Here is a 23,876-nt window from a genome sequence, read left to right as displayed (position 1 = left end):
TGTTTGGAGGCCAAATGCAGAGCACGCTGATCACAGTAGGGTGTAACCGCTTGCACAAACGCGATGGCAGTCAGGTTGCCTTTGATGCAGACAAAATCCGTCAGGCGATCATCGCCACCGGTCGCGCCAGCGATGATTTCGTCGATGCGGCCATGGCCGAGGAGTTGCTCGACGCTGTGCTGGTCCATCTGGAGGATTTACCGGAGTTGCATGTCGAGCAGATCCAGGATCGGGTCGAGCGGGTCTTGATGGATGCCGGTTTCTTTCAGGCCCTGCGTGCCTACATCGTCTATCGGGAGCAGCATGGACGCCTGCGTCGTGACCGCAAGGCGATCGTCGAGGTGGCTGCTTCGATGAACGAGTACCTGTCTCGCGAAGACTGGCGGGTGCAGGCCAACGCCAATCAGGGGTATTCGCTCGGTGGGCTGGTGCTTAATGTCTCCGGCAAGGTCACTGCCAATTACTGGCTGGATGAGGTGTACAGCGAGGCCATTGGTCAGGCCCACCGCGAGGCCGATCTGCATATCCATGACTTGGACATGCTCGCTGGATATTGCGCCGGTTGGTCGCTGCGCACGTTGCTGCATGAAGGCCTCAATGGTGTGCCGGGCCGTGTCGAAGCAGGGCCGCCCCAGCACCTGAGTAGCGCCTTGGGGCAGATGGTGAACTTCCTCGGCACCCTGCAAAACGAATGGGCCGGGGCTCAGGCGTTCAGCTCATTCGACACCTATATGGCGCCTTATGTGCGCAACGACGAATTGAGCTACAAGGACGTCCGCCAGGCGCTGCAAGAGTTCATCTACAACCTCAATGTGCCCTCGCGCTGGGGGACCCAGACACCGTTCACCAACCTGACGTTCGACTGGGTATGCCCGGAGGATCTACGTGAACAGATTCCCGTTGTCGGCGGAGTGGAAATGCCTTATGCCTACGGCGATTTGCAGGCTGAGATGGACCTGCTCAACCGTGCCTATATCGAGGTGATGCAAGCCGGGGATGCCAAGGGGCGCGTGTTCACCTTCCCGATTCCGACCTACAACATTACCCATGATTTCCCCTGGGACAGTGAGAATGCCGATCGCCTGTTCGAGATGACGGCACGTTACGGGCTGCCGTACTTCCAGAACTTTCTCAACTCGGACTTGCTACCCAATCAGGTGCGCTCGATGTGTTGTCGCTTGCAGCTGGATGTTCGCGAGTTGCTCAAGCGCGGCGGCGGCTTGTTCGGCTCGGCGGAACAGACTGGCTCACTGGGCGTCGTTACCCTCAACTGCGCGCGTCTGGGCTATGTGTTCAAGGGCGATATCAGCGGCCTGCTGCGCCGTCTGGACACCCTGATGGAACTGGCGATGGAAAGCCTGGAGGTCAAGCGCAAGGTGATCCAGCACCACATGGACGCAGGTTTGTACCCTTACACCAAGCGTTATCTGGGCACCTTGCGCAACCATTTTTCCACCATAGGCCTCAACGGCCTGCATGAAATGCTGCGCAACTTCACCGGAGACGAGCAGGGCATGCACACCGAGCAGGGCCGGGAGTTTGCCCTGAAGCTGCTGGACCATGTACGTGCCACTTTGCTGCGTTTTCAGGAGGAAACCGGGCACCTCTACAACCTCGAAGCGACCCCGGCCGAGGGCACCACTTACCGTTTCGCCAAGGAAGACCGCAAACGTTATCCGGATATTCTTCAGGCTGGTAGCGTTGAAGCGCCGTATTACACCAACTCTTCGCAACTGCCAGTGGGCTATACCGACGATCCTTTCGAGGCGCTGGAGCTTCAGGACGAACTGCAATGCAAATACACCGGCGGCACGGTGCTGCATTTATACATGGCCGAACGGATTTCCTCGACCGAGGCCTGCAAACAGCTGGTGCGCAAGGCACTCGGACGTTTCCGCCTGCCTTACCTGACCGTGACCCCAACGTTTTCCATCTGTCCGGTACATGGCTACCTCGATGGTGAACATGAGTTCTGCCCCAAATGCGACGAGGCATTGCTGCTCAAGGAACAGCAAACTGGCACCGTTCATTGATTTCGATTCACTCACCGCAAGGAACTTCACCATGAATGCATCGCAAACCCTGCCTCAGGCTCAACGTCAACGCTGCGAAGTCTGGACCCGGGTGATGGGCTATCACCGCCCGGTATCGGCGTTCAATCCGGGCAAGCAGTCCGAGCATCGCGAACGGGTCCATTTCACTGAAAGTGCGGCGCTGGCCGGGCGCCAATGAGTCGAACGCTTCGGGTCGGGGGCATGGTGCCCCTGACCACTCTCGACTATCCGGGACAGCTGGCCTGCGTGTTGTTTTGCCAGGGTTGCGCCTGGCGCTGTCGTTATTGCCATAACCCGCAATTGATCCCGCCTCGCGGCAGTGAAGAAGTGGATTGGTGTCAGGTGCTGGCGTTTCTGCGACGTCGTCAGGGCTTGCTCGATGCCGTGGTATTCAGCGGCGGAGAGCCAACGCTGCAGGACGGCTTGCCTGGCGCTATGGAACAAGTGCGAGAGATGGGATTTCGTATCGGTTTGCACAGCGCCGGAATCAAACCGGCCGCCTTTGCCAAGGCCGTTAGAGGGGCCGATTGGGTCGGTTTCGATATCAAGGCGTTGCCTGAGGATTGTCAAACCATTACCCGGGTCGGGGGCAGCGGTGCCGCCAACTGGCTGAGCCTGGAGCATCTGTTGGCCAGCGGTGTCGACTATGAGTGTCGGACTACGGTGCATTGGCACTTGTTCGACCCGACACAGTTGTTGACTCTGGCCCGGCGTTTGAGTGCTCAAGGGGTCAAATGTTTTGCCGTGCAGTTGGTCAGGACTGCGCGGATGCTTGATCCGCACCTGTCGAGCGTTTCGGCACAGGCTGAGCAAGCCGATCTTTGGGCTGTCATGCGTGAGTTGTTTCCGCAGTTTGTGTTGCGTGGGGGATGAACACCTCCACAGTTTCACTTTGAGCCGGCTACCAACCCCAAAATTGCAGCCACCAGCCATACCCCACCAACCCATTAGCCAATAACAGGCACCCGCTGCCTGCGACGCGCCGAGGCAATGAAACCTGCTCGTGGCCCAGTAGTTTCCAGCCCAGCGACAAACTCCAACCCATCGCCGCCATCAACAGCGATGCCCTTGTCGGCTGCACCCATTCCAGCAGCAGACCTTCATAGCGCAGCAATTTTACGGTAGTTGCCGACAGCCCCAGAAACAGCCCGGCGCCGCCAAGGGGCGTGAGGGTCAGGGCCAGGGGCGAATACAGTGCCGGATTTCCTGCCAGTCGCGCGGTGAAACGCAACAGAATCAGCAAGGCCGTACCCAGCAGCATCGAACTCAAGGCCAGATAAGTAATAATGCTGAAGCCGTCTAGCCAACTGAAGCTGTCGTTGAGCTGCGGATAATGCGTGAGTAGCCACCAGGGGGCGTTGTCCTGCAAGGGCCAGAGCAGGTCCTGTTCCACCAACCATGAGGCGAGCTGTTGTTTGAGGGAGACGAACCACGGGCTGACCGTCCACTGAAAAGCGCCCATGGCCAGACCGATCACGCCGAAGAGCAGTAGTCGTGCATCCCAGGGCGATAGTCTGTGTTTCGTTGATTGAAGAATTTCCTGATTGCTGGAGCGGGCGATCAACCGAACCGCGCCGCGTTGCCCGCTACAGCGTCCGCAGACATGGCAGTCACTGGCCCCTTGCCGGCGACGGATATCGAGCAAGGGGGCACAATTGGGCGGCGGCAGGCGTGGTTCGGCATTTTCCATCCAGCGTTGTTCGTCTACCTTGAAATGCACGGGTGCCAGTCGGGCGAGGAGGGCAAAGACCCCACTGACCGGGCACAGGTATCGGCACCAGACCCGCTTGCCACGGGCGAACAGCAAGCCGACGATGACTGCTGCGACCGTCGAACCCCCTAGAATCAACAGCGCCGCTTGAGCGTAGTCATAAACGCTGATCAATTGGCCGTAGAGGGTGGTCAGGCAAAACGCCAACGTTGGCCAGCCGCTCCAGCGTAACCAGCGCGGCATGCCCAAGCCTTTGCCGTAGCGGCTGGCCCACTCGGTCAGAGACCCTTCCGGACACAGAACACCACACCACAGCCGGCCGAACAGCACCATCGACAACAGTACGAATGGCCACCAGATGCCCCAGAACAGGAATTGCGCGAGCAAGGTCAGGTTGTCGAGGAACCGTGCCTGGCTGTCCGGTAGCGGTAACATCGCGGGTATCACTAAAAGCAAGGCATAGAAAAGTACAACGGCCCATTGCACGGCGCGAATCACTGGCGCGTGGCGGCGCATTCCGTGACCCAAGCGCTGGAGCCATTGATTGCAGCGACTCAGGTCAGGCATGGGGTTTTTCCCGTAGGGTGTTGCCGCAACCAGCCGCCGACGGCCAGCCAGTAGCCGACCAACACCAGCAAAGTCACACAACTGGGGGTTGCCCTATAACCTGTAAAGCCAGCGAGGAAGCCACCCAGCCCGCGGCTGTCACTCAGCAACGCGCTGCTGTCCCAGAGGGCTTCACCAACGCCTCTATAAACCACTTCCGGCAGATCCAGGGCGAGCAGTTGGCCGCCAATCCGCTCGGTGCCGCTGACCAACAAGGCTGCGCCGAGCATGAGCAAAAGGATTTCGCTGATCACAAAGAACCTATGCCATGAAATGAATCGGCGGCTGCTGTGCAGCAGGGCGATGGTCAACGTTGCCAGCACCAGTCCCGACACCCCACCGACTGCGAACAGTCCGAGCTGCGGGCCGCGCAACTGAGCTCCAGCGCCGTAGAGGAAAACTACGGTTTCGCTGCTTTCGCGACTGACCGCGAGCATTGCCAGCAACAACAGACCAAGGCCACCTTGCCGAGCCAGGTGGCTATCGGCATGGCGCCGTAGATCATGCTTGAGGGTGCGTCCATGACGATGCATCCAGCCGACCATTTGCACAATCAGCAGGCTGGCAATCAATGCCAGTGCGGCTTGGAACCATTCGTTGGCCGATCCACTCATGGCTTCTCCGGCAAACAGAATCAGCGCTGCCAACAATCCCGACAGCAACAATCCCAGAGTCACCCCGGTCCATAAGTATCTGGCCAGACGATTGCCTTGGCTTTGTTGGCTGACCCAGGCCTGGAGAATGCCGATCACCAGCAGCGCCTCGACGCTTTCACGCCAGACGATGAACATTGATTGATTCATGAAAAACCCCGTGTGCGGCCTGGTTATTTGGCGAGGATGCCGCCCTCTGGCAATTGCGGATTGAACTCGTCGAAGAACGGATAGTGACCGGGTCTGAGGGGGTGAATGACGACGAAGGTTGTCACCCCCGGCGACAGGACCTTTTCAACCCGCAACGGCGTGCTCTCGAATTCTGCTGGACCGTTACCTATGTTTTTCAGAACGATCTTGAAGCGCTGACCGGCAGGCACCTCTAATAAGGCAGGGATAAAGTGCCCGTCGTTCAGGCTCAGCTCGTAGCTGGGTAACTCTGCGTAGGCGGTCAATGGCGTGGTCATCCAGGCCAGAATCAACCAGACAACGCGCGGGTGAACCCAGGCGAACCTCCTTGGGCCGCGCGGTGCGGGCTGTGGGCGGTTCATTCAATAGCCACCTTTTTTGCCAATGCCGGCATAGATGAACGTGTAGTGCAGTTCGCAGCGTTCAAACCAGGGCTCCACACCTGTTTCCTTGTCGGTATGACGCCCGAGGGACGCATGACCGCTGGGTGGCAGTACGGTGAGCGTCAATTGGTATTTACCAGGGCCTAGCAGCTTTACATTGTCGCCATAGTGCGGACCGTCATTGGCCACCATCGCATGGAAGTCGCCGTTGATTTCCGACTCGCTGCCCTGTTTTTTCAGATTGAAAGAGACGCTGAGGTAGGGCACGAAACTGCCTTCCTGAAAGCCTTGGCGATTGTCAGCGGTGGCCCGAATGTCGGCTTCCAGGTGAACATCGGAATCCGCAGTGGCCCGCATCATCCCGGCAGGAGCCATCTCGATTGGCTGCAAATACACCGCTCCGACTTCCAGCCCCGGGCATGACTGAGGTTCCCCGATCGGGTATTCCTTGGCGTGGGCAAGCGGTGCAAGCAAGATCAGGGCGAATGACAGCAAAAAAGGGGCACGCATGAGGTCTTCCTGAGGGCACTGAGGAGTAAGGGCCCTAGTCTAGGAGGCTTTCTTGCGAATAATAATGATTAGCGTCAATTTTTGGAGCGATCAGGTTTATAACGCGGAGAGTTTTCGAAAACGCACGGCGCGGTCGACGCTGTCGAACATGTGGGAGGCCGCATGAACCGTTAGCGGGTGTTGGGTGAAACCCGGTCTCGGCGAGATGTAGGAGGCCATTTCGCGGGCTACAGCAAGTTGTTGATCCGGCCCTTGCGCTAGCAAAGCGATAACCAGATTTTCCAGGGCTATCACACGGACACGAAGATGAACCAGTTCGGCATTCGATAATTCAGGTGTTCGGTCAAACGCCTCGACATGGCGTGATCCTGCTGCATCTTCATCGTCCCATTTTGAGAGTGCGCTCTGGGGTTGTTCCGAAGGCACTGATGAAGCGGTCTTTTCAGGCATAAGAAAGATCTCCAGGTAAAGGTATGTGCCGTCCGAGGGGGCCGGAAATCGCTGACGCTGACCATCCTGCGAGCACATTCAATACAGAGAAGCTTAGCTTCATCAGTGTCACGGTGTGACGCACGCATCTTAATGCGTGGTTCTTGATTTGTATCAAGCGCATTTTCGCCCAAGCGCTATAGGTTGAAGGCACTCCTATACGTTATCTGGGGATAGGCATGGCCAAGAATTTTCCCATCCACCCGAAACATCCCGAGCGCATTTGCTGGGGGTGCGATAGATACTGTCCGACGAGTTCCATGGCGTGCGGGAACGGTTCCGATCGCACAATGCATCCGGCCGAGATGATCGGAGACGATTGGTATTTACACGGTGACTGGGGCATCGACCCGCTAATCGCGACAGATAAAGTGTCGGATGATTCGCGTAGCTGAGTGCAGATGATGATGGCGGCGGTCGCGTCGACTGGCGTTATGGATGGTTATGGACTATTGCATGAGCGTCCGGCATGGGGCTGGATCGAGGAGATCTGATGAAAGACAAACTGGTTGATCATCAATGGACGAAAATTATTGAGCGAGATTCTTTCGCCAAGGACATCCTCAGGGAAAAGATCAAGCAAATAACGCAACTTGAGGAAGTGATTCGCTCAGAAGATGGCGAAGAGGCTGCACGTATCGTTTTCGATGATGGACGCATAAAACACGCATTGACGAGATGCCTGGAGAATCTTGAGGGCTCAAATTCAGTCAACGAACACGACTTTTGGATCTGCTACGAATACGCAACCGCCGCAGCGAAGAAAGCTCAGGTGATCATTGATGATCAATAGGTAGGCCTTATTTTGCGCACCTGCCCTTTTCTCTGCATTCAGCGCATGAGGCGAGGGTGGGTGAGGGCGTGATCGGGTCGAGATTAGATATGGCTAACTATTTCTAGGATTGTGTCGATACGCTGGAAACCTCTTTTTAAAGTTGAGACGTAATGGTCAGTATCAGCAGCGTAACGATCAACTATGCGACAGCGACTACCAGCACAGCCAAGACGTCGTCTGCTGAAAGCAGCGAAACAACCGACAAAAGCGGCGCTGCAGCGTCAGTTTCGGGCGGTACTGCTGCCAAAGGCGCCACTAAGGCAGGCGGCGCCAGTGCAAGCAGTAGCACCGGCAGCACCGGCAGCACTGAATCCGACATTGTAAAACAACTGAAAAAGCAGATTGCCCAGCTGCAAAAGCAGCTGGAAGTACAAATGAAGGCTCTCGCTGCGGCGCAAAAAGGCAACGAGTCTTCAGACGCCAAGGCCGCTGCAGTCGCTCAGGCACAGTCCCAAGTGGCGGCGACCAATAGCCAGTTGGTGGCAGCTACCAGCGCATTGGTACAGGCTATCAAGAGCGCAAGCGGCAGTGCCTCGGGCTCGTTGGTCAATACCAGCGCCTGACATAAGGTCACTTGGGTTAGCGCTGGGTGGGGAGAGACAAGCCGTCTTTCTGATTTTTATCAAGTCCACTCCATTACTCACAGCATAGTCTGGCTCAAAGCCAGTCCCACGCGGAACGTCGTAGTCGTACATGCACGTCATCGCTGGCTGACGCACCCAAGGGTCGAGTGCTCTGGACCCTCACAGTCTCTGTTCAATCGAGTCCATGTAAGGGGGTCACCATGACATCATCGAGCAATCCATCGGTGTATATTTTTGACAGCCACGCCGCTGCGGAAGAGGCTATTCGCCTTTTGAGCCAGTCCGGTTTCGATGTCAAGAAGCTGTCTCTCGTCGGCAAGGGTTATCACAGCGAGGAGCACCCGGTAGGTTTCTATACGTTGGGGGATCGTGTGAAAACCTGGGGTGGGATCGGCGCTTTTTGGGGGAGCATCTGGGGCATGCTGATCGGTCCCGCGGTTTTTCTTTTGCCGGGCCTGGGAGTTGTCGCCTTGGCTGGGCCGGTGGTTTCATTGCTGGTGGGAGCACTGGAAGGCGCTTTGGTGGTCGGGGGACTTTCGGCGTTGGGCGCGGCCTTGTCCCGGGTCGGGGTGCCCAATGATGAGATCATCAAATACGAGACTGCCCTCAAGGCTGACAAGTACCTGTTGATGGTGCACGGCACGACTGCTGAAATCGCAGAGGCGCAGACGGTGCTGGGGCACTGAATGCAGCTCACGCAATAACGCAGGTTAAAGGACCGTCGAGGTAACCCGATGCACGCTATGGTGTTGAAGACGCTAGGTGCCGCACTGGAATGGACCGAGCTTCCGGATCGGCAACCCGGTCAAGGTCAGATACGGATCAAGGTAACCGCGTGTGGTGTATGTCGTACCGACCTGCATGTCGTTGACGGAGAGTTACCCAATCCGCACCTGCCTATCATTCCGGGCCACGAAATCGTCGGGCGGATCGATGCTATCGGCCCCGGCGTGATCGGGTTATCGATGGGCGAGCGGGTCGGGGTGCCATGGCTGGGCCATACCTGTGGCGTGTGTCCTTATTGCATCGGACACCGCGAGAATCTATGTGAGCACCCACGGTTTACCGGTTATACGCTTGACGGCGGCTTTGCTACTTCGGTCATCGCCGAGGCTCACTATGTATTTCCGTTGGGCGAGACAGGGAGCGACGAATCGCTCGCACCCCTGCTGTGCGCGGGCCTGATCGGATGGCGAGCGTTAGTGATGGGGGGCGAAGGCGAGCGGGTCGGTTTGTATGGGTTCGGCGCTGCGGCACACATTCTGGCGCAGGTCGTCAAATGGCAGGGCCGCTCGGTATACGCCTTCACGCGTCCGGGCGATACCGCTACACAGGACTTTGCCAGACAGCTGGGTGCGACATGGGCCGGTAATGCGGATCAATCCCCTCCAGACTTACTGGATGTAGCGATCATTTTTGCTCCGGTCGGTGCGCTCGTACCCCTTGCCCTAAAGGCTGTGCGCAAGGGTGGACGCGTGGTGTGCGCAGGCATTCACATGAGCGATATCCCGAGCTTTCCTTACGCACTGCTCTGGGAAGAGCGGGTCTTGCTGTCAGTCGCCAATCTGACTCGCCGTGACGGTCTGGATTTCCTGCAACGGGTGCCAGAAATCGGCATTGTCACGCGTACTCATCGCTACCCTCTGACTGACGCTAATCAAGCGCTGGAAGACCTTCGTGAAGGCCGGTTCGAAGGGGCTGCGGTACTGGTGCCCTGAGCCAATGACCGCGTGCCGGGGTTGGGTCTTTATTGATAAAAGTCAAAAGGTAGCGAGCTGTTTCATAGAGGCTGAAAGCAATCGTCAGTCACTGGACAGCAGAGGAGATTACCCCGATGGCTCACAGCAAAATTTTGTTCCGCGCCGCTGCTCGCGAGAAAATCCTGTGTGGCGCGACTCAACTCGCGGACGCCATCCGCGTGACACTCGGACCCAAGTCGAAATCGGTATTGATTCAGAAAAAATGGGGCACGCCTATCGTCTGTAACGATGGGGTGACCATTGCCAAGCAGGTGGACCTGCAGGACCCGGAGGAAAACCTCGGTGCGCAAATGTTGCGCCAGGCGGCTGAACGTACCGGTGAAGCGGTGGGGGATGGCACCAGTACCTCAACGGTCCTGGCCCATGCGATCTTTGCTGACGGTGTGCGCAATGTGGTCGCAGGTGCCAGTGCCATAGACCTCAAACGTGGATTGGACCGGGGCCTGTTGCTGGCGGTGCAATCACTGGCGGCACAATCTCGTCCGGTCAGCACGCTCAAGGAAAAGGCCCAGGTAGCGACCCTTTCAGCCCACAACGATGCCACCATTGGCGAACTGGTTGCTAACGCTCTGGAGAAGGTCGGTGTTGAGGGCGTGGTCAGCGTCGAGGAATCCAAGACCACCGAAACAGTGGTCGAGGTGGTTGAGGGGATGCGTTTTGATAGAGGTTATGTCTCACCCTATTTCGTGACGGATGCCGACAAGATGCAGGTTGAGCTCGAAGATGCTTACCTGCTGCTCTGTGACCACAAGATTGGCTTACTTAAAGACCTTATCCCGTTGCTTGAAATGATCGCAAAAAGCGGCCAGCCGCTGGTCTTGATCGCCGATGACATTGAAGGCGAGGCGTTGACTACTTTGGTCGTCAACCAGATTCGCGGCGTATTGCGCGCGGTGGCGATCAAGGCGCCCGGCTTCGGCGACCGTCGTAAAGAGATGCTGCAGGATATTGCCATTCTAACGGGGGGCACGGTGATTTCCAGCGAGCTGGGTATTAGCCTGGAGCACGTGGAGTTGAGCCAACTGGGGCGAGCTCATCGCGTGGTGGTGCAAAAAGACAACACCACCCTGATTGGTGGCGCGGGCACGCACAAGGCGATTGAAACCCGGCTGCAACAGATCCGCCAGCAAGTCGACGCGACGACCAGCGACTACGACCGTGAGAAATTGCTGGAGCGCTTGGCCAAGTTGTCTGGCGGTGTCGCGGTGATCCGGGTGGGCGCACCCACCGAAGCTGAAATGAAGGCGCGCAAGGATGCTCTGGACGACGCTATTTCAGCGACCAAGGCGGCGATTGCCGAAGGCACCGTCCCCGGTGGCGGCTTGGCACTGCTCAAGGCCGTGCCGATTATCGTGGCAGAGGAGGCCCTCTATGAGGGTGACGTAAAAACCGGGTTACAGATTCTTCGTCGGGCTTTGGAAGCGCCCGCCCGAGTCATCGCGGAAAATTCGGCGGTGGACGCCGGGGTCGTCGTTGCCCGGATGCTAGCGGAGCCTGGAAATGTCGGCTTCGACGCGTCGGCCAATTGTTACGTGGATATGTATGAAGCCGGGATCATCGATCCGACAAAAGTCGTGCGTATTGCGTTGGAAAACGCCGTCTCGGTCGCCAGCATCCTGCTACTGACAGAGGCGACCATGACCGAGATTCCGGAAAAGGACACGCCAGCGGAACCTCCGTATCCAGGATGATCCGGACCTTCCCGTACGGTTGATCGGCACATAACCCGGCGTTGCGCTGTCACAGGCAACGTCGAATGTTTGCAAACGCCCGAGTATGGCGGGCGCGTTGAAAACCCAAGGAAGGGATTTGATGTAAATCAAGTTAACGGGCATTGCATGGGAGCAGTGTGGACCTGTGCTGGTACTCAATCCGGCATTGGCGCATGGGCTGGCAACAGGTGATTGATCAGCTGCAGGCGTCGAAGCCCACTCTTTCTGGAGGCAGACCATGAGCCAGTATCAACGGCTGTTGCTGATCATCGACCCGGCGTTACGCCACTCCCCCGCGATAAACCGTGCTGCCGCCTTGGCCAAGGCCAGCGGCGCGACCTTACATATCGCCGCGTTGATAAAACCTGTGGAAACCCTCTTGTTGCTCGAAAAGAGCATTCAGGAGAAGGTCCGCGAAAGTTACTTCAAGGATCACAGTGAGTGGCTCAAAGATGAAGCCACAAGAATGCGCGTGAGAGGCATCGACGTCACTACCGAGGTGACGTGGGCTGACGACACAGAGTACGAAATCCTCCAGCACGTCACGAAAATACAGCCCGACTTGCTGATCAAGGATGTGCAGCATGAACCGGCTATCAAGCGGGCCTTCATCACTCCGATGGATTGGCACCTGCTTCGCGAGTGTCCGGTCCCGGTCTATCTGGTCGGTGCGACCGGTCACACGTTGCCGCACAAAATCGTCGCCGCTGTTGATCCTTCACGACCTGAGTTGCAGGAAAGCGGCCTCAATGACCGGATTATTCAGGAAGCGAACAGCCTGGCGCTCCAGTGCGACGCGGAACTGCACCTGCTGCATGCCTATGACGTGTCATCGGTCTATCTGGGCGATGCGGGCGGTGGTGGCCTGGCGCTGACGAATCTGACCAAGGAGCTGAGAAACGTGCTGGAGAAGTCTTTTCTCACGCTTGCGGACCACTACGGCGTGCCACCTGATCGGCGGCACTTCATCCTTGGACAACCGGTCTCGGTGCTCGCCGAATTCGCTAGCCAGCATCAGGTGGATGTCATCGTGATGGGGCGAATCCACCGCCACGGGCTGGAGAAGTTGATCGGCAGTACGACCGAACATATTTTGTACCAGACGTCCTGCAGCATTCTCGCGGTTTAGGCCGGGGCCAACATTGATGCACGGCGCTCCGAGCATTTCGACGACCTGTTCCGCGACGGGTAACTCGACACCGTGCTGTGAGGTAAATCATGCATTCGCCGACTATCAAGAAAACGCCGGTCGACTGCCCGGTGGTACCTAACTGGCTCGACAGCGCGCAAGCCCGTGAGGCTTTTTCCTGGCAGACGGAAGCTGGCGAGTTGGCCGGATTGCCGGGGGGTGGATTGAATCTCGCGTATGAGGCGGTCGACAGGCATGCCATGGGAGCGCACAGGAAGCATACGGCCTTGCGTATTATTGATCGCAACGGTGGGCCCAGAGACATCAGCTTCGCCCAATTGAGCAGCATGACCAACCGTTTCGCCAATGTCCTGAAAACACTGGGCGTTGGTCCGGGCGACCGCCTGTTCGTGCTCAGTGGCAGAGGGCTGGAACTGTACCTGAGCGTACTCGGTGGCCTGAAAAATGGCTGCGTGGTTTCGCCGCTATTTTGTGCGTTCGGTCCAGAGCCGATTGAGACTCGCTTGCGCCTCGGTGAGGGCAGTGTGCTGATCACCAGCGAGACACTTTACCAACGCAAGGTCGCAGGTATCCGTGAACGTTTACCGGCACTCAAACATGTGTTGCTGTACGACGAAAATGGCGGCAACACCACACCTGTGGAAGGGACGCTCAGTTTGCACCGATTGCTGGCTGAGGCAGGCGAAGACTTCAACATTGCTCAGACCACGGCCGATACCCCCGCGCTTTTACACTTCACCAGCGGTACCACGGGGACCCCGAAAGGTGTGCTGCATGTACACGGTGCAGCACTGACCCACCGGGTTACCGGAAAATACGCCCTGGACCTGCACCCTGAGGATATTTATTGGTGCAGTGCCGATCCCGGCTGGGTCACCGGCACCTCATACGGCATATTCGCCCCCCTGCTGCTGGGCGTGACCAGTGTGGTCGACAGCGGCGAGTTCGATGCAGAACGCTGGTATCGCCTGCTCGAAAAACAGCAAGTCACTGTCTGGTACACCGCCCCGACGGCGATCCGCCTGCTCATGAAAGCCGGCGCAGAATTGGCGCGTGACCATCACTTTCCGCATCTGCGTTTTATTGCCAGTGTCGGTGAACCGCTCAATCCCGAGGCCGTCTGGTGGGGCCTGGAGGTACTGGGCTTACCGATCCATGACAACTGGTGGCAGACCGAAACCGGCGGCATCATGATTGCCAATACAGTGTCCATGGACATCAAACCGGGTTCTATGGGCAAACCGCTGCCGGGCGTTGAGGCGGCCATTGTTGCACGCGGCAAAGACGGAGCATTGGCGTTTCTCGGTGATGAGGAGGTTGGCGACCTGGCCCTGAAAAAACCATGGCCCGCCATGTTCCGTTCCTATCTGGGACAAGAGGCGCGTTACAGCCAGTGCTTTGTCGGCGACTGGTACTTGAGTGGCGATCTGGCGCGTCGTGATGCTGATGGCTATTACTGGTTCATTGGTCGCAGCGACGATGTGATCAAGTCGGCCGGGCACCTGATCGGTCCTTTCGAGGTTGAAAGTTCGCTGATGGAACACCCGGCCGTGGCGGAGGCTGCAGTGATCGGCAAGCCCGATCCTTTGCTGGGTGAAACGGTGAAGGCCTTTGTCTCACTCAAGAGCGGTTTCACTCCCAGCCAGGCCCTGCACGATGAGCTGATGGGCCATGCGCGTAAACGCCTAGGCGCCGTGGTGGCGCCCAAGGAGCTGACGTTTCTGCCGGACCTCCCGCACACGCGCAGCGGCAAACTCATGCGGCGTCTGCTCAAGGCACGGGAGCTGGGGCTGCCTGAAGGCGATACCTCCAGCCTGGAGAACCCGGGATGAGCATTGAGCCGCTGCCTTATACGCGAGATTTTGCTCTCGATCTGCTGCGCGACATGCTGCGAATTCGTCGGCTTGAGGAGCGCGCCGCCGAACTGTACGGGGAGGGAAAAATCCGAGGCTTCCTGCACCTGTATATCGGCGAAGAAGCCGTGGCAGTTGGCGCTCTGCATGCGCTCGCGGCGAACGATGCGGTGGTCGCTACCTATCGCGAACATGGGCATGCGTTGATCAAGGGTGTGCCCATGACGGCGATCATGGCCGAGATGTATGGCCGGCAGGAGGGATGCTCGCGAGGACACGGCGGTTCGATGCACCTGTTCGACGCCAGGACACGCTTCTTCGGTGGCAATGCCATCGTTGCCGGCGGTTTGCCGCTGACGGTGGGGCTGGCCCTGGCCGAAAAACTGCAGAGTGGTTCACGGATTGCCGCGTGCTTCTTTGGGGAAGGGGCGATGGCGGAAGGAGCCTTTCATGAGTCAATCAATCTGGCGGCACTGTGGAAATTGCCGATGCTGTTCTGCTGTGAGAACAACCTCTATGCCATGGGCACTGCGCTTGAACGTTCGCAGTCGCAAACTGATTTGTGCGCCAAGGCCTCGGCGTACAAGGTTGCCACTCAATCGGTCGACGGTATGGACGTGGTCGCGGTGTACGAGGCTACCCGTGCAGCGGTGGAACAGATTCGAGCAGGGCACGGGCCGTTTTTCCTGGAGTTCCGGACCTATAGATTTCGGGCCCACTCGATGTTCGACCCAGAGTTGTACCGGAACAAGGCAGAGGTTGAGCAATGGAAAGCGCGCGGGCCGATTCATACCTACAGTGCGCGGCTCAAGGCCCAGGGCTTGCTGGACGAAGCGGGCTTTCTCGCCATCACCGTCCAGGTAGAGGCTGAGGTAGAGGCTGCCGTCGTGTATGCCGAGGCTGGCAGCCTGGAGCCGGTTGAGGACCTGTGTCGAGATGTTTATACACCGGAGTCGGCCTCGTGAGCCGCCGCACGACGTACCGCGAGGCACTGCGCGAGGCGATGCGCGAAGCCCTGCAGCGCGATGCCCGGGTATTTTTGATGGGTGAGGACGTCGGTCGTTACGGTGGCAGTTATGCCGTCTCCAAGGGGATGCTGGCTGAGTTTGGCCCTGAGCGCATACGCGACACGCCATTGTCCGAATTAGGCTTCGTCGGTGCCGGCATTGGTGCCGCGCTGGGGGGGATGCGGCCAATCGTCGAAATCATGACCGTGAACTTCAGTCTGCTCGCCCTCGACGCGCTGATGAACACGGCGGCAACCCTGAGGCATATGTCTGGCGGGCAGTTCTCTGTACCCCTTGTCCTGCGAATGGCTACGGGGGCCGGACGCCAGCTCGCGGCGCAGCACTCCCATAGCCTGGAAGGCTGGTACGCGCACATTCCCGGGCTGAAAATCCTCGCCCCGGCCACCCTCGAAGACGCCCGCGGAATGCTCTGGCCCGCACTCCTCGATCCCGATCCGGTTCTGATTTTCGAGCATGCCCAGCTCTACAACCAGGAAGGTGAGCTGAGTGAGGGAGCGGAAGTGGACATACGCTCCGCCAAGGTCCGTCGGGAGGGTAGCGATCTGTCATTGATCACCTACGGCGGTACCCTCGGCAAGGCGCTGGCGGCTGCCGAGCAACTGGCCGATGAGGGTATTGGCGTCGAAGTCATTGACCTGCGCGTCCTGCGACCACTGGACGACGTGACGATCATGGCTTCGGTCTGCAAAACCCGTCGAGCGTTGGTGGTCGACGAAGGTTGGCGCAGTGGCAGTCTTGCCGCCGAGATTATTGCGCGGATCGTCGAACAGGCATTTTTCGAACTGGATGCGCCGCCCTTACGCGTCTGCGGCGCCGAAGTGCCGACGCCGTATCCCCGGCATCTCGAAGAGGCGGCGCTACCACAAGTGTCGATGATCGTTGCCGCCGCACAGAGCTTGTGCCGAGGGCCATGACCATGATTGCAACAGCTGACCCAGGGCGGGAGTACCCATCATGATCGAATTCGACCTGCCATCCCTGGGTGCCGATATGGACGAAGGCACCTTGCTGGAGTGGAAGATCCATCCCGGTGACAAGGTCCATCGCGGACAGGTGATCGCTGTCGTCGATACTGCCAAGGCCGCCGTGGAGGTGGAGTGCTGGCATGATGGCACGGTCTTTGAACTGCTTATTGGCGTCGGGGCCAAGGTTCCGGTAGGGACACCGATTGCCACGTTGCTGGAGTCAGGGGAGACCTTGCCAAGCGTACGACCCACACCAACGCCTGCACCTGTTGAAACGCCCGTCACCGCGCTGATTGAGGGAACAATGGCATCAGCCAGCCGCCCACGGGTATCGCCAGCGGCGCGCAAGCGGGCGGCCGAACTGAGTATCAACCTCGATGAGTTGAAAGGCAGCGGCCCACAGGGCGTGGTCACCCTGGAGGACGTTGAGGATGCTGGCCGTCAGGCTGAGCCGACCGATCGCAATCGGGCCATGCGGCATGCCATTGCTGTGGCCATGAGCCGCTCGAAACGTGAGATTCCCCATTACTACCTGTTTGAGACCATCCCCTTGGGAAATGCCATGGCGTGGCTGCAGGCACACAATGCTCAAAGCAAGCCGCAGCAACGCGTATTGCCGAGTGCCTTGTTGCTCAAGGCTGTCGCGGTGGCCCTGCGTGAGCTGCCGCAACTCAATGGCTTCTGGAAAAACAATGCTTTCCAGCCGGCAACCGGGATCCATCTGGGCGTAGCGATCACCCTGCGCCAAGGTGGTTTGGTCGCTCCAGCACTGCACGATGTCGCCGACAAGACACTGGCACAGGTGATGAGTGAACTCGCCAGTCTGGTGGAACGCGCGCGCAACGGCTCCCTGCGCAGTTCAGAACTGAGCGACGCAAGTGTGACGGTCACTCAACTCGGTGACCAGGGTGTGGACAGTGTGCTTGGCGTGATCTATCCGCCCCAAGTGGCGCTGATCGGCTTTGGTCGCATCTGCGAGCGGCCTTGGGTTCGGGACGGCCAACTGTGTGTGATGCCTACCGTTGTCACTAGCCTGGCGGCCGACCACCGTGCCAGCGATGGGCACTATGGCGCACGCTTCCTGGGTGAAGTTCGTCGCGTATTGCAAACGCCAGAGAATCTTTGAGCCGGAGCATCTATGAGGAGTAGACAGTGGACCAGCAACTCATCCGTAGCCACGTGCTGATCGCCCTGAAGAGCATTGCTCCAGAAGTCGAAGCGGAGCGTTTACGCAATGACCGGCCACTTCGCGAGGAGGTCGATCTGGACTCGATGGACTGGCTGCGCTTCATCGCAGCCGTGTATCAGCGGGTAGGGGTCAACATTCCTGAAGTCGATTACCAACGTGTGAGCACGCTGGATGCGCTCGTCGCTTATCTGGCGCAACACGGGGCATCAGACGCAGAGCATCCGTTGGCCCGGAATTGATGAAAGTCAAAGTAACAGGGGATCGCGCGGTGCAAGCTGAACTGCAGTTATCGGCCGGCGGGCCAGCAACTCAGGCTGTCAGCCAAGAACCGTCCGGCGCTATTTGGTGAGGCATACCACCTATAGGAGGTTGTCAAATGACTCATTATCCCTCTATGCAAACCACGTTGCGTGACAGGACTGCTGCGGGCCAAAGCTTGGTGGAGCCACTGCTGAAATACCGTCGAAGGCCCGATGTGATTGTCCTTGCGTTGCCTCGTGGCGGGGTTCCGGTCGCGTATGAAATCGCCACTGCACTGGAAGTCCGTCTGGACCTGATGCTGGTCCGCAAGCTCGGCGTTCCGTTCCACGAGGAATATGCAATGGGCGCCATTGCCAGTGGCTCCATACGGATAATCAACGAAGACGTCGTTCGGACTAACCATATCGATCAACGCACAATCGAGAGTGTGGTCGCGCGGGAAACGACGGAGCTGCTGCGTCGTGAGCGCGTCTACCGTGGAGCACGTCCTGCTTTGGATCTGCATGGCCAAGTGGTGATTCTGGTCGATGATGGCTTGGCCACAGGCGCTTCCATGCGGGCGGCGATACAAGCCGTACTTCTGCAAAAGCCCTCACGGATCGTCGTTGCGGTACCGGTGGCGTCGTTTGATACCGCAGAGGTACTGCGTGGCGAAGTGGATGAGGTCGTTTGCCCGATGGAACCCGAGTGGCTGGTATCGATCGGCAATTGGTACATGGACTTTTCTCAGACCTCGGACGAGGAAGTCATCAACCTGTTGCAGCAGGCCTGGAGCAGAGAATCCAAGTCAGCACACTGACCCCTCTGGAGAATCCCGATGTTTAAGCCGCAGTATCGAAAACTGGACTTGGCAGATGTGGACTTATCAGCCGATTTGCGCCTGCCGAAAAACGCTATCGGGTTGGTGGTGTTCGTTCATGGCAGCGGCAGCAGTCGTACAAGCCCGCGTAACCAGCAGGTTGCGCAGTACCTGTCCGAGCGAGGTTTGGGCACGTTGCTGTTCGATTTACTGACCGACGAGGAGCAAGTCCTGGACCGCCTGACACGGGAACTGCGCTTTGATATCCCGCTGCTGACCAGACGGCTGGTGGGTGTGATCGACTGGATAGAAGGCAGTGCTGAACTGAGACCCTTGCGTATCGGCCTGTTCGGGGCGAGCACCGGAGCTGCGGCAGCGCTGTTGGCGGCGGTAGAGCGGCCTGACGTGGTGCATGCCGTGGTCAGCCGAGGAGGGCGGACTGACCTGGCCGGGCCGGCGCTGGGGCGGGTAAAGGCGCCAACCTTACAGATCGTTGGTGGTGAGGACCTGCAGGTGCTCGATATGAACCGCGAAAGCGCCGATGCCCTGCAGTGTGAGCAGCGCCTGGAAGTCGTCGCGGGCGCCACCCACCTGTTTGAAGAACCCGGAACCCTTGAGGAAGTCGCCAGACTAGCTGGCGACTGGTTTGAAGTGCATCTGCGCACGCCGGTAACAAAAACACCGTCCCGATAAAGCTTTTCATCCGTTGATGGGGATCACACGCCAAAGGGAAACATGTCGTCTTCCGGTTCCACGCTTTGGCTTGACGGCAGTGGAATCGCAGTCACTGCTTGTGTCTGTTCAATCCAGACCATGGCATCGAATTGCTCGGCCAGTACCGCCTTGAAATAATGGCTGCTGCGCTCGCTTTCAGGTCGGTAGATCACACCGATGGCCCGCTCAAGCAGTGGCGTGGACAGCGCCTGGCGCAAATCTTCGCGCAGGGGATCGCGCCAGTCGGTCAATGACGCGGCGACGCCCGCTTCAAGAAACTGATGCTCCCAACTGTCCGCACGCGAAGGGCGGACGTCCTTGATGTGCATGTCGCCGTCCCAGTCATCGGCTGCGGCCACCTGGCCACGGTCTGTGCTCATGCCTATAAGCACAACGTCGCGTCCATAAGCGGTGCGGCACAGTTGGCCGATATTGAACTGGCCCTCCCAGCCCATTTCCGTGGCGGCTGCGTTGCCAATATGAGAGTTGTGCGCCCACACCACAGCCTTGGCTTCAGGTCCTCGATGCTTGAGCAGCGCGCGCAAGGTATCGAACATGTGCCTGTCACGCAGATTCCAGGAGGCTGACGTCCCGCGATAAATGGCGCGGTAATATTGTTCCGCCGCCTGAACGACCGTGGCATTTTGTGTGGCATTGAAGAATGCTTCGTCGTCTTTGATAAACCCGGCCAATTGCTCGGCCAGCATGGCATTGAGTTGCTCGACCACGGGTTGCTCACAGGGCATTACGCCACCACGTTCGACAAAGTGGCCGTACAGCGCAGGATCATCTTGCCAAGGTGTCAGGCAGCCATAACGTCGCCGTGCTTCGTGCGCAAGCTGAGGGTCGACCCGGTCCAGGTAGTTCAAGACCTCGCGAATGGAGTTGCGCAAACTGTAAACATCCAGTCCGCGGAATTCGACGCGCAGTTCGGGCGCCTTCTGATGATTGTGATGATGTAGCCAGCGGGCGAACGCCTGCACATCGGTATTACGCCACATCCAGACCGGGAATCGACTGAACACGTGGCGTTTCCAGGCTGAGGGCGCCAGCCCGCGAACATAACGGTCGACATGGCCCGCGTCCGGCCAATCCGCTTCGACAGCAACGATAGTGAACCCATGCCGTTCAATCAGACGTTTCGTGATGGCGGCTCGGGTTCGGTAAAAGTCGGAGGTGCCATGGCTGGCTTCACCGATCATCACTACGCGAGCGTCGGCATAACGGTCGAACATTTCGCCGAAGTCCTCTGAATCCAGCGCGGGTAGCGGTTCTGCGCATTGGCGCAATAGGGGCGCAATGGGGGGCTGGGTACCGCTGCCATGGGGGCCTGTGAATGTCTTCAGTATGTTCTGCAAAGGTGAGTTCATGACCGTCATCCCGATGAGTGTGGGTTGCTCGACGTGCAGCGCTTTTTTTGAATCTTGCGTTGATCCTCCGCTTCAGGCGCTGCCTCTTTGCTCATTCCTACGCCTGGATTCAGGCGATTGTTTGAGTTGCATCAACAACGGGCGCAATAAAACCCATGATCTGCTCTGCGGCCATTCACTACGGGTGCTTTCATGAACTCTGATCTACATCAAGGAGCGGCTGGCAGGATAGGCAATGCTCGTTATTACGCCCATTGCCACGCCCACGTGTCGGTACCGCGCCATGACGCCCACCGGAGTACCCCTCAAGAGCCTGTTGCCAGACCCGGAGTCGTCACCGGCAACACTCGGACACGTGGTCAGTAATGATCAGATTGCGGCGATTTTCGATGATATTGCCGACCTGCTGGAAATCGAGGATGCCAATCCTTTTCGTATCCGGGCCTACCGCAATGCGGCGCGGACCCTAAGGGCTCTGGCGCTTGAGCTTGCGCGGGTGATCGGACGGGGTGAAGAGCCGCCCAAGTTGCCAGGTATCGGGGTTGATCTTGCGGGCAAAATCAAAGAAATCGTAGCCACAGGCGACTGCGTGCTGCGCCAGCGGTTACGTCTGACGTTGCCGTCTGGGTTGGTTGAATTACTGTCTGTCGCCGGTCTGGGCCCTAAACGGGTGAAGCACCTCTATCACGATCTGGGCATCGAGACCGTGCAGCAGCTGTGCCAGGCGGCCAAAGAGGGGCGCATTCGTCATCTGCATGGCTTCGGTGCAAAGATGGAGGCTCGACTGTTGGAGGCTGCGCAGAAGGGGATCGGCGTAGACCGGCGTCTGCCGTTGGCCTTTGTCGCCCCCATCGCGAAAACGCTGATCGATTATCTGCAGAAAATCCCCGGCGTGGTTTCAGCCACAGTGGCCGGGAGCTTGCGGCGCATGCGCGATACCGTCGGCGATATCGATATTCTGGTTGCTGCCGAGCCCTCGGTTGAGGTCATGACCTCTTTTCTCAAACATCCGGACATAGCGACCGTACTGGTTCACGGTCCTACTCGCGCCAGTGTGGTGCTGAGCACCCGGTTGCAAGTTGACCTGCGCGTGGTCAAACCGTCGGCCTACGGCTCAGCCCTGGTGTATTTCACCGGCAGCAAAGCGCATAACATCGAAATTCGTCAATGGGCGCAGAAACAAGGTCTGAAACTTAGCGAATATGGCGTGTTCAAGGAAAAAAAGCGCATAGCCGGCGTCACCGAGTCTTCCGTGTACCAGGCCTTGGGGCTGGAATGGATCGAGCCGGAATTACGCGAAGCCCGTGGCGAAGTGGCTGCGGCTCAAGCAGGTCGACTGCCCAAGCTGATTGAGTTGCGCGATCTGAAAGGGGACCTGCATGCCCACACGTCGGCGTCCGACGGCGGCAGTAGTCTCGAAGACATGGCGCTTGCCGCGCGTGCGGCCGGGTTGGAATATTTGGCAATCACCGATCACTCACAACACCTCAGGATCGCCCACGGTCTGGATGCCGACCGATTACTGAGGCAAATCGACCAGATCGATGCACTCAACGAACGCTTGTCGGGCATTACCTTGCTCAAGGGGGTTGAGGTGGACATTCTCGAGGAGGGCGATCTGGACCTCCCGGATGACATTTTGCGGCGTCTGGACCTGGTGGTCGGTGCCGTGCACAGCCATTTCGGCCTGACTCTACGCCAACAGACTCGCCGCTTGCTGCGTGCGATGGAGCATCGTTATTTCACGATTCTGGCGCATCCTTTGTGCCGCTTGATCAACGAGCGAGAAGCACTGGTCATTGACCTGCCCGAGGTCATCAAGGCAGCAAAACAGCGTGGTTGCTGCCTGGAGCTGAACGCGCAGCCGCAACGCATGGACATGATCGACCTGCAGTGCCATTACGCCAAGGATCAAGGCGTGATGATTTGCATCAACTCGGATGCGCACCGGACCGCTGACTTCGCAAACTTGCAGTATGGCGTCGGTCAGGCACGACGCGCCTGGCTGGAGAAACACGATGTCCTCAATACACGTTCGCTGGTCGAACTGAGAGGGTATCTGACGTCATGTTCTGGCAAGGGATAAGCCTGTTTGCGGGCGACTCGGTGCGATTTTAAACAGTGGTTTATTGGTTTACACCTCGGCATGCAGCCGAATCAAGGAGGCTGAGATGAGGGCGCGCGTGGATCAGGTCTCGACGGTTGATTACGTTCACCCGGACGGCGTGACGGCAAAGATTCATTTTATATGGGGTGCAACAGATGACCCGGTCCCGAAGGGGCTGCGTATCACCGTGAAATTCGCCGATAGAAAAATCCATATCCTCCGGGAAAAGGCTGTTTACCGGAGCTTCGACGAAGCCAAAAAGCAGGGGATAAAACTGGCTGCCGGCGTTATTGACCTGCTCGGCGAGCCGCTAGGTTGAATACAGCCCCGGAGAGGATGGCAAGCAGACTTTCGCCGTCTCTATGAAAGACATCACGAGCCAGGAACCATGACTACGATGAAAGTGCTTTCTCTGTCCAAGGTATACCAGCTGCTTGAACCGGGCCCGGTGGTCTTGCTGACGACCGCGAGCGGTGGGTGTAGCAACGTCATGACTTTGTCATGGCACATGATGGTCGAGTTCGCGCCGCCATTGGTGGCCTGCATCGTGAGCAGCGCCGATTACAGTTTCACGGCATTGCGCGCGACCAAGGAGTGCGTCATCGCCATCCCGGCGCTGGAGCTGGCACCCAAGGTGGTTGAGGTCGGCAATTGCTCTGGGCGTAATATCGACAAGTTTACGAAGTTCGGACTCACGCCGATACCCGCGCATGAGGTTGCGGCGCCTCTGGTTGCAGAGTGCTTCGCCAATCTCGAATGCAAGGTGGTGGATACGAGGCTGGTGAACAAATTCAATCTATTTGTGCTCGAGGTGGTAAAGGCGTGGATCGATCCAGAGCAGAAGGCCCCCAAGACGATCCATCATCAGGGCTACGGTCGGTTCGTGGTCGACGGAGAGACGATCACATTGGACTCGAAAATGCCCTGACAATGACTAAACACCTGACAGATCCG

Annotated in this window: 26 protein-coding genes; 20 read left to right on the top strand and 6 right to left on the bottom strand. The window is 58.3% G+C overall.

What is annotated here, in order from left to right; translation table 11 throughout:
- Positions 1 to 14 precede the first annotated feature (14 nt).
- The 3 genes from ACVBEG_RS13000 to ACVBEG_RS12990 are packed head-to-tail and all read left to right on the top strand — an operon-like array spanning position 15 to position 2,927.
- Entirely contained in the window at positions 15 to 2,033 is a 2,019-nt protein-coding gene (locus tag ACVBEG_RS13000; RefSeq protein WP_322178878.1) for a ribonucleoside triphosphate reductase, read from the top strand.
- Between the two features lie 31 nt (positions 2,034 to 2,064).
- Positions 2,065 to 2,232, top strand: coding sequence for an anaerobic ribonucleoside-triphosphate reductase (nrdD, locus tag ACVBEG_RS12995; protein ID WP_219060010.1), 168 nt, complete (start codon positions 2,065 to 2,067; stop codon positions 2,230 to 2,232).
- A complete protein-coding gene (locus tag ACVBEG_RS12990) occupies positions 2,229 to 2,927 on the top strand; it encodes an anaerobic ribonucleoside-triphosphate reductase activating protein (protein WP_322216711.1) in 699 nt (232 codons plus the stop codon). The genes nrdD and ACVBEG_RS12990 overlap by 4 nt, the downstream gene beginning before the upstream one ends.
- A 28-nt stretch (positions 2,928 to 2,955) precedes the next feature.
- On the opposite strand, the gene ACVBEG_RS12985 is transcribed toward ACVBEG_RS12990, so the two are convergent.
- From ACVBEG_RS12985 to ACVBEG_RS12965, 5 genes are all read right to left on the bottom strand, one after another.
- A complete protein-coding gene (locus ACVBEG_RS12985) occupies positions 2,956 to 4,332 on the bottom strand; it encodes a 4Fe-4S binding protein (RefSeq protein WP_447107805.1) in 1,377 nt (458 codons plus the stop codon).
- A complete protein-coding gene (locus ACVBEG_RS12980) occupies positions 4,320 to 5,174 on the bottom strand; it encodes an FTR1 family iron permease (protein WP_447107804.1) in 855 nt (284 codons plus the stop codon). The genes ACVBEG_RS12985 and ACVBEG_RS12980 overlap by 13 nt, the downstream gene beginning before the upstream one ends.
- Positions 5,175 to 5,197: 23 nt before the next feature.
- Positions 5,198 to 5,575, bottom strand: a complete 378-nt coding sequence (locus tag ACVBEG_RS12975) for a cupredoxin domain-containing protein (RefSeq protein ID WP_322216705.1) — start codon at positions 5,573 to 5,575, stop codon at positions 5,198 to 5,200.
- Positions 5,576 to 6,106, bottom strand: coding sequence for an iron transporter (locus ACVBEG_RS12970; protein ID WP_447107803.1), 531 nt, complete (start codon positions 6,104 to 6,106; stop codon positions 5,576 to 5,578).
- A gap of 96 nt (positions 6,107 to 6,202) precedes the next feature.
- Positions 6,203 to 6,556 (bottom strand): hypothetical protein, encoded by a 354-nt coding sequence (locus ACVBEG_RS12965; protein ID WP_322178883.1) that lies wholly within the window; start codon positions 6,554 to 6,556, stop codon positions 6,203 to 6,205.
- 218 nt (positions 6,557 to 6,774) lie between these two features.
- Here ACVBEG_RS12965 and ACVBEG_RS12960 point away from each other — a divergent pair, with 218 nt between their 5' ends.
- From ACVBEG_RS12960 to ACVBEG_RS12895, 14 genes are all read left to right on the top strand, one after another.
- Complete coding sequence (locus ACVBEG_RS12960) at positions 6,775 to 6,990, top strand: DUF3079 domain-containing protein (RefSeq protein WP_322178884.1); 216 nt, start codon at positions 6,775 to 6,777, stop codon at positions 6,988 to 6,990.
- Positions 6,991 to 7,088: 98 nt separating this feature from the next.
- On the top strand, positions 7,089 to 7,388 hold the full coding sequence (locus ACVBEG_RS12955; protein WP_322178885.1) for a hypothetical protein: 300 nt from the start codon (positions 7,089 to 7,091) through the stop codon (positions 7,386 to 7,388).
- 152 nt (positions 7,389 to 7,540) lie between these two features.
- Positions 7,541 to 7,993, top strand: coding sequence for a hypothetical protein (locus tag ACVBEG_RS12950; RefSeq protein ID WP_322178886.1), 453 nt, complete (start codon positions 7,541 to 7,543; stop codon positions 7,991 to 7,993).
- 221 nt (positions 7,994 to 8,214) lie between these two features.
- Positions 8,215 to 8,700: a hypothetical protein gene (locus tag ACVBEG_RS12945; protein WP_322178887.1), complete on the top strand. Its 486-nt coding sequence runs from the start codon at positions 8,215 to 8,217 to the stop codon at positions 8,698 to 8,700.
- A 48-nt stretch (positions 8,701 to 8,748) separates the two neighbouring features.
- Positions 8,749 to 9,732 carry a zinc-dependent alcohol dehydrogenase family protein gene (locus ACVBEG_RS12940; protein WP_330201061.1) on the top strand — a complete coding sequence of 328 codons (984 nt, stop codon included), beginning with the start codon at positions 8,749 to 8,751 and terminating at the stop codon, positions 9,730 to 9,732.
- A 116-nt stretch (positions 9,733 to 9,848) separates the two neighbouring features.
- Positions 9,849 to 11,465, top strand: a complete 1,617-nt coding sequence (gene groL / locus ACVBEG_RS12935; protein ID WP_322178889.1) for a chaperonin GroEL — start codon at positions 9,849 to 9,851, stop codon at positions 11,463 to 11,465.
- Positions 11,466 to 11,724: 259 nt separating this feature from the next.
- On the top strand, positions 11,725 to 12,615 hold the full coding sequence (locus ACVBEG_RS12930; RefSeq protein WP_322216698.1) for a universal stress protein: 891 nt from the start codon (positions 11,725 to 11,727) through the stop codon (positions 12,613 to 12,615).
- An 89-nt stretch (positions 12,616 to 12,704) separates the two neighbouring features.
- Positions 12,705 to 14,468, top strand: coding sequence for an acetate--CoA ligase (acsA, locus tag ACVBEG_RS12925; RefSeq protein WP_322178891.1), 1,764 nt, complete (start codon positions 12,705 to 12,707; stop codon positions 14,466 to 14,468).
- Positions 14,465 to 15,454 carry a pyruvate dehydrogenase (acetyl-transferring) E1 component subunit alpha gene (gene pdhA / locus ACVBEG_RS12920; RefSeq protein ID WP_447107802.1) on the top strand — a complete coding sequence of 330 codons (990 nt, stop codon included), beginning with the start codon at positions 14,465 to 14,467 and terminating at the stop codon, positions 15,452 to 15,454. Before acsA ends, pdhA begins: the two co-directional genes overlap by 4 nt.
- The gene (locus ACVBEG_RS12915; protein WP_447107801.1) at positions 15,451 to 16,431 is read left to right on the top strand and encodes an alpha-ketoacid dehydrogenase subunit beta; all 981 of its coding nucleotides are present in this window, start codon (positions 15,451 to 15,453) and stop codon (positions 16,429 to 16,431) included. Before pdhA ends, ACVBEG_RS12915 begins: the two co-directional genes overlap by 4 nt.
- Positions 16,432 to 16,471: 40 nt before the next feature.
- Positions 16,472 to 17,608, top strand: coding sequence for a dihydrolipoamide acetyltransferase family protein (locus tag ACVBEG_RS12910; RefSeq protein ID WP_447107800.1), 1,137 nt, complete (start codon positions 16,472 to 16,474; stop codon positions 17,606 to 17,608).
- A 26-nt stretch (positions 17,609 to 17,634) separates the two neighbouring features.
- Positions 17,635 to 17,910 (top strand): acyl carrier protein, encoded by a 276-nt coding sequence (locus ACVBEG_RS12905; protein WP_322178894.1) that lies wholly within the window; start codon positions 17,635 to 17,637, stop codon positions 17,908 to 17,910.
- 137 nt (positions 17,911 to 18,047) lie between these two features.
- Complete coding sequence (locus ACVBEG_RS12900; protein WP_443690433.1) at positions 18,048 to 18,731, top strand: phosphoribosyltransferase; 684 nt, start codon at positions 18,048 to 18,050, stop codon at positions 18,729 to 18,731.
- A gap of 18 nt (positions 18,732 to 18,749) precedes the next feature.
- Positions 18,750 to 19,424: a dienelactone hydrolase family protein gene (locus ACVBEG_RS12895; RefSeq protein ID WP_322178896.1), complete on the top strand. Its 675-nt coding sequence runs from the start codon at positions 18,750 to 18,752 to the stop codon at positions 19,422 to 19,424.
- A 23-nt stretch (positions 19,425 to 19,447) separates the two neighbouring features.
- Here the strand turns inward: ACVBEG_RS12895 and ACVBEG_RS12890 are convergent, their stop codons facing one another.
- Entirely contained in the window at positions 19,448 to 20,815 is a 1,368-nt protein-coding gene (locus tag ACVBEG_RS12890) for an erythromycin esterase family protein (protein ID WP_322178897.1), read from the bottom strand.
- Positions 20,816 to 21,050: 235 nt separating this feature from the next.
- On the opposite strand from ACVBEG_RS12890, the gene polX reads away from it, so the two are divergent.
- From polX to ACVBEG_RS12875, 3 genes are all read left to right on the top strand, one after another.
- A complete protein-coding gene (polX, locus tag ACVBEG_RS12885; protein ID WP_447107799.1) occupies positions 21,051 to 22,901 on the top strand; it encodes a DNA polymerase/3'-5' exonuclease PolX in 1,851 nt (616 codons plus the stop codon).
- A gap of 85 nt (positions 22,902 to 22,986) precedes the next feature.
- Positions 22,987 to 23,241 carry a hypothetical protein gene (locus ACVBEG_RS12880; RefSeq protein ID WP_447107798.1) on the top strand — a complete coding sequence of 85 codons (255 nt, stop codon included), beginning with the start codon at positions 22,987 to 22,989 and terminating at the stop codon, positions 23,239 to 23,241.
- A gap of 69 nt (positions 23,242 to 23,310) precedes the next feature.
- Positions 23,311 to 23,850: a flavin reductase family protein gene (locus tag ACVBEG_RS12875; RefSeq protein ID WP_447107797.1), complete on the top strand. Its 540-nt coding sequence runs from the start codon at positions 23,311 to 23,313 to the stop codon at positions 23,848 to 23,850.
- Positions 23,851 to 23,876 lie beyond the last annotated feature (26 nt).

It is taken from the genome of Pseudomonas sp. GG8, from assembly GCF_052976945.1.
The sequence above is the reverse complement of the archived record's forward strand: the minus strand, read 5'-3'. Positions and strand labels throughout refer to the sequence as shown.

Coding starts and splice junctions, on each gene's coding strand:
- pdhA (WP_447107802.1), top strand. CDS start 14,465: ATGAGCATTGAGCCGCTGCCTTATACGCGAGATTTTGCTCTCGATCTG.
- polX (WP_447107799.1), top strand. CDS start 21,051: ATGCTCGTTATTACGCCCATTGCCACGCCCACGTGTCGGTACCGCGCC.
- ACVBEG_RS12890 (WP_322178897.1), bottom strand. CDS start 20,815: ATGAACTCACCTTTGCAGAACATACTGAAGACATTCACAGGCCCCCAT.
- ACVBEG_RS12970 (WP_447107803.1), bottom strand. CDS start 6,106: ATGCGTGCCCCTTTTTTGCTGTCATTCGCCCTGATCTTGCTTGCACCG.
- groL (WP_322178889.1), top strand. CDS start 9,849: ATGGCTCACAGCAAAATTTTGTTCCGCGCCGCTGCTCGCGAGAAAATC.
- ACVBEG_RS12910 (WP_447107800.1), top strand. CDS start 16,472: ATGATCGAATTCGACCTGCCATCCCTGGGTGCCGATATGGACGAAGGC.
- ACVBEG_RS12955 (WP_322178885.1), top strand. CDS start 7,089: ATGAAAGACAAACTGGTTGATCATCAATGGACGAAAATTATTGAGCGA.
- ACVBEG_RS12875 (WP_447107797.1), top strand. CDS start 23,311: ATGACTACGATGAAAGTGCTTTCTCTGTCCAAGGTATACCAGCTGCTT.
- ACVBEG_RS12945 (WP_322178887.1), top strand. CDS start 8,215: ATGACATCATCGAGCAATCCATCGGTGTATATTTTTGACAGCCACGCC.
- ACVBEG_RS12960 (WP_322178884.1), top strand. CDS start 6,775: ATGGCCAAGAATTTTCCCATCCACCCGAAACATCCCGAGCGCATTTGC.
- ACVBEG_RS12900 (WP_443690433.1), top strand. CDS start 18,048: ATGACTCATTATCCCTCTATGCAAACCACGTTGCGTGACAGGACTGCT.
- ACVBEG_RS12965 (WP_322178883.1), bottom strand. CDS start 6,556: ATGCCTGAAAAGACCGCTTCATCAGTGCCTTCGGAACAACCCCAGAGC.
- ACVBEG_RS12975 (WP_322216705.1), bottom strand. CDS start 5,575: ATGAACCGCCCACAGCCCGCACCGCGCGGCCCAAGGAGGTTCGCCTGG.
- ACVBEG_RS12930 (WP_322216698.1), top strand. CDS start 11,725: ATGAGCCAGTATCAACGGCTGTTGCTGATCATCGACCCGGCGTTACGC.
- ACVBEG_RS12940 (WP_330201061.1), top strand. CDS start 8,749: ATGCACGCTATGGTGTTGAAGACGCTAGGTGCCGCACTGGAATGGACC.
- ACVBEG_RS12895 (WP_322178896.1), top strand. CDS start 18,750: ATGTTTAAGCCGCAGTATCGAAAACTGGACTTGGCAGATGTGGACTTA.
- ACVBEG_RS12980 (WP_447107804.1), bottom strand. CDS start 5,174: ATGAATCAATCAATGTTCATCGTCTGGCGTGAAAGCGTCGAGGCGCTG.
- ACVBEG_RS12990 (WP_322216711.1), top strand. CDS start 2,229: ATGAGTCGAACGCTTCGGGTCGGGGGCATGGTGCCCCTGACCACTCTC.
- acsA (WP_322178891.1), top strand. CDS start 12,705: ATGCATTCGCCGACTATCAAGAAAACGCCGGTCGACTGCCCGGTGGTA.
- ACVBEG_RS12880 (WP_447107798.1), top strand. CDS start 22,987: ATGAGGGCGCGCGTGGATCAGGTCTCGACGGTTGATTACGTTCACCCG.
- nrdD (WP_219060010.1), top strand. CDS start 2,065: ATGAATGCATCGCAAACCCTGCCTCAGGCTCAACGTCAACGCTGCGAA.
- ACVBEG_RS12985 (WP_447107805.1), bottom strand. CDS start 4,332: ATGCCTGACCTGAGTCGCTGCAATCAATGGCTCCAGCGCTTGGGTCAC.
- ACVBEG_RS12950 (WP_322178886.1), top strand. CDS start 7,541: ATGGTCAGTATCAGCAGCGTAACGATCAACTATGCGACAGCGACTACC.
- ACVBEG_RS13000 (WP_322178878.1), top strand. CDS start 15: ATGCAGAGCACGCTGATCACAGTAGGGTGTAACCGCTTGCACAAACGC.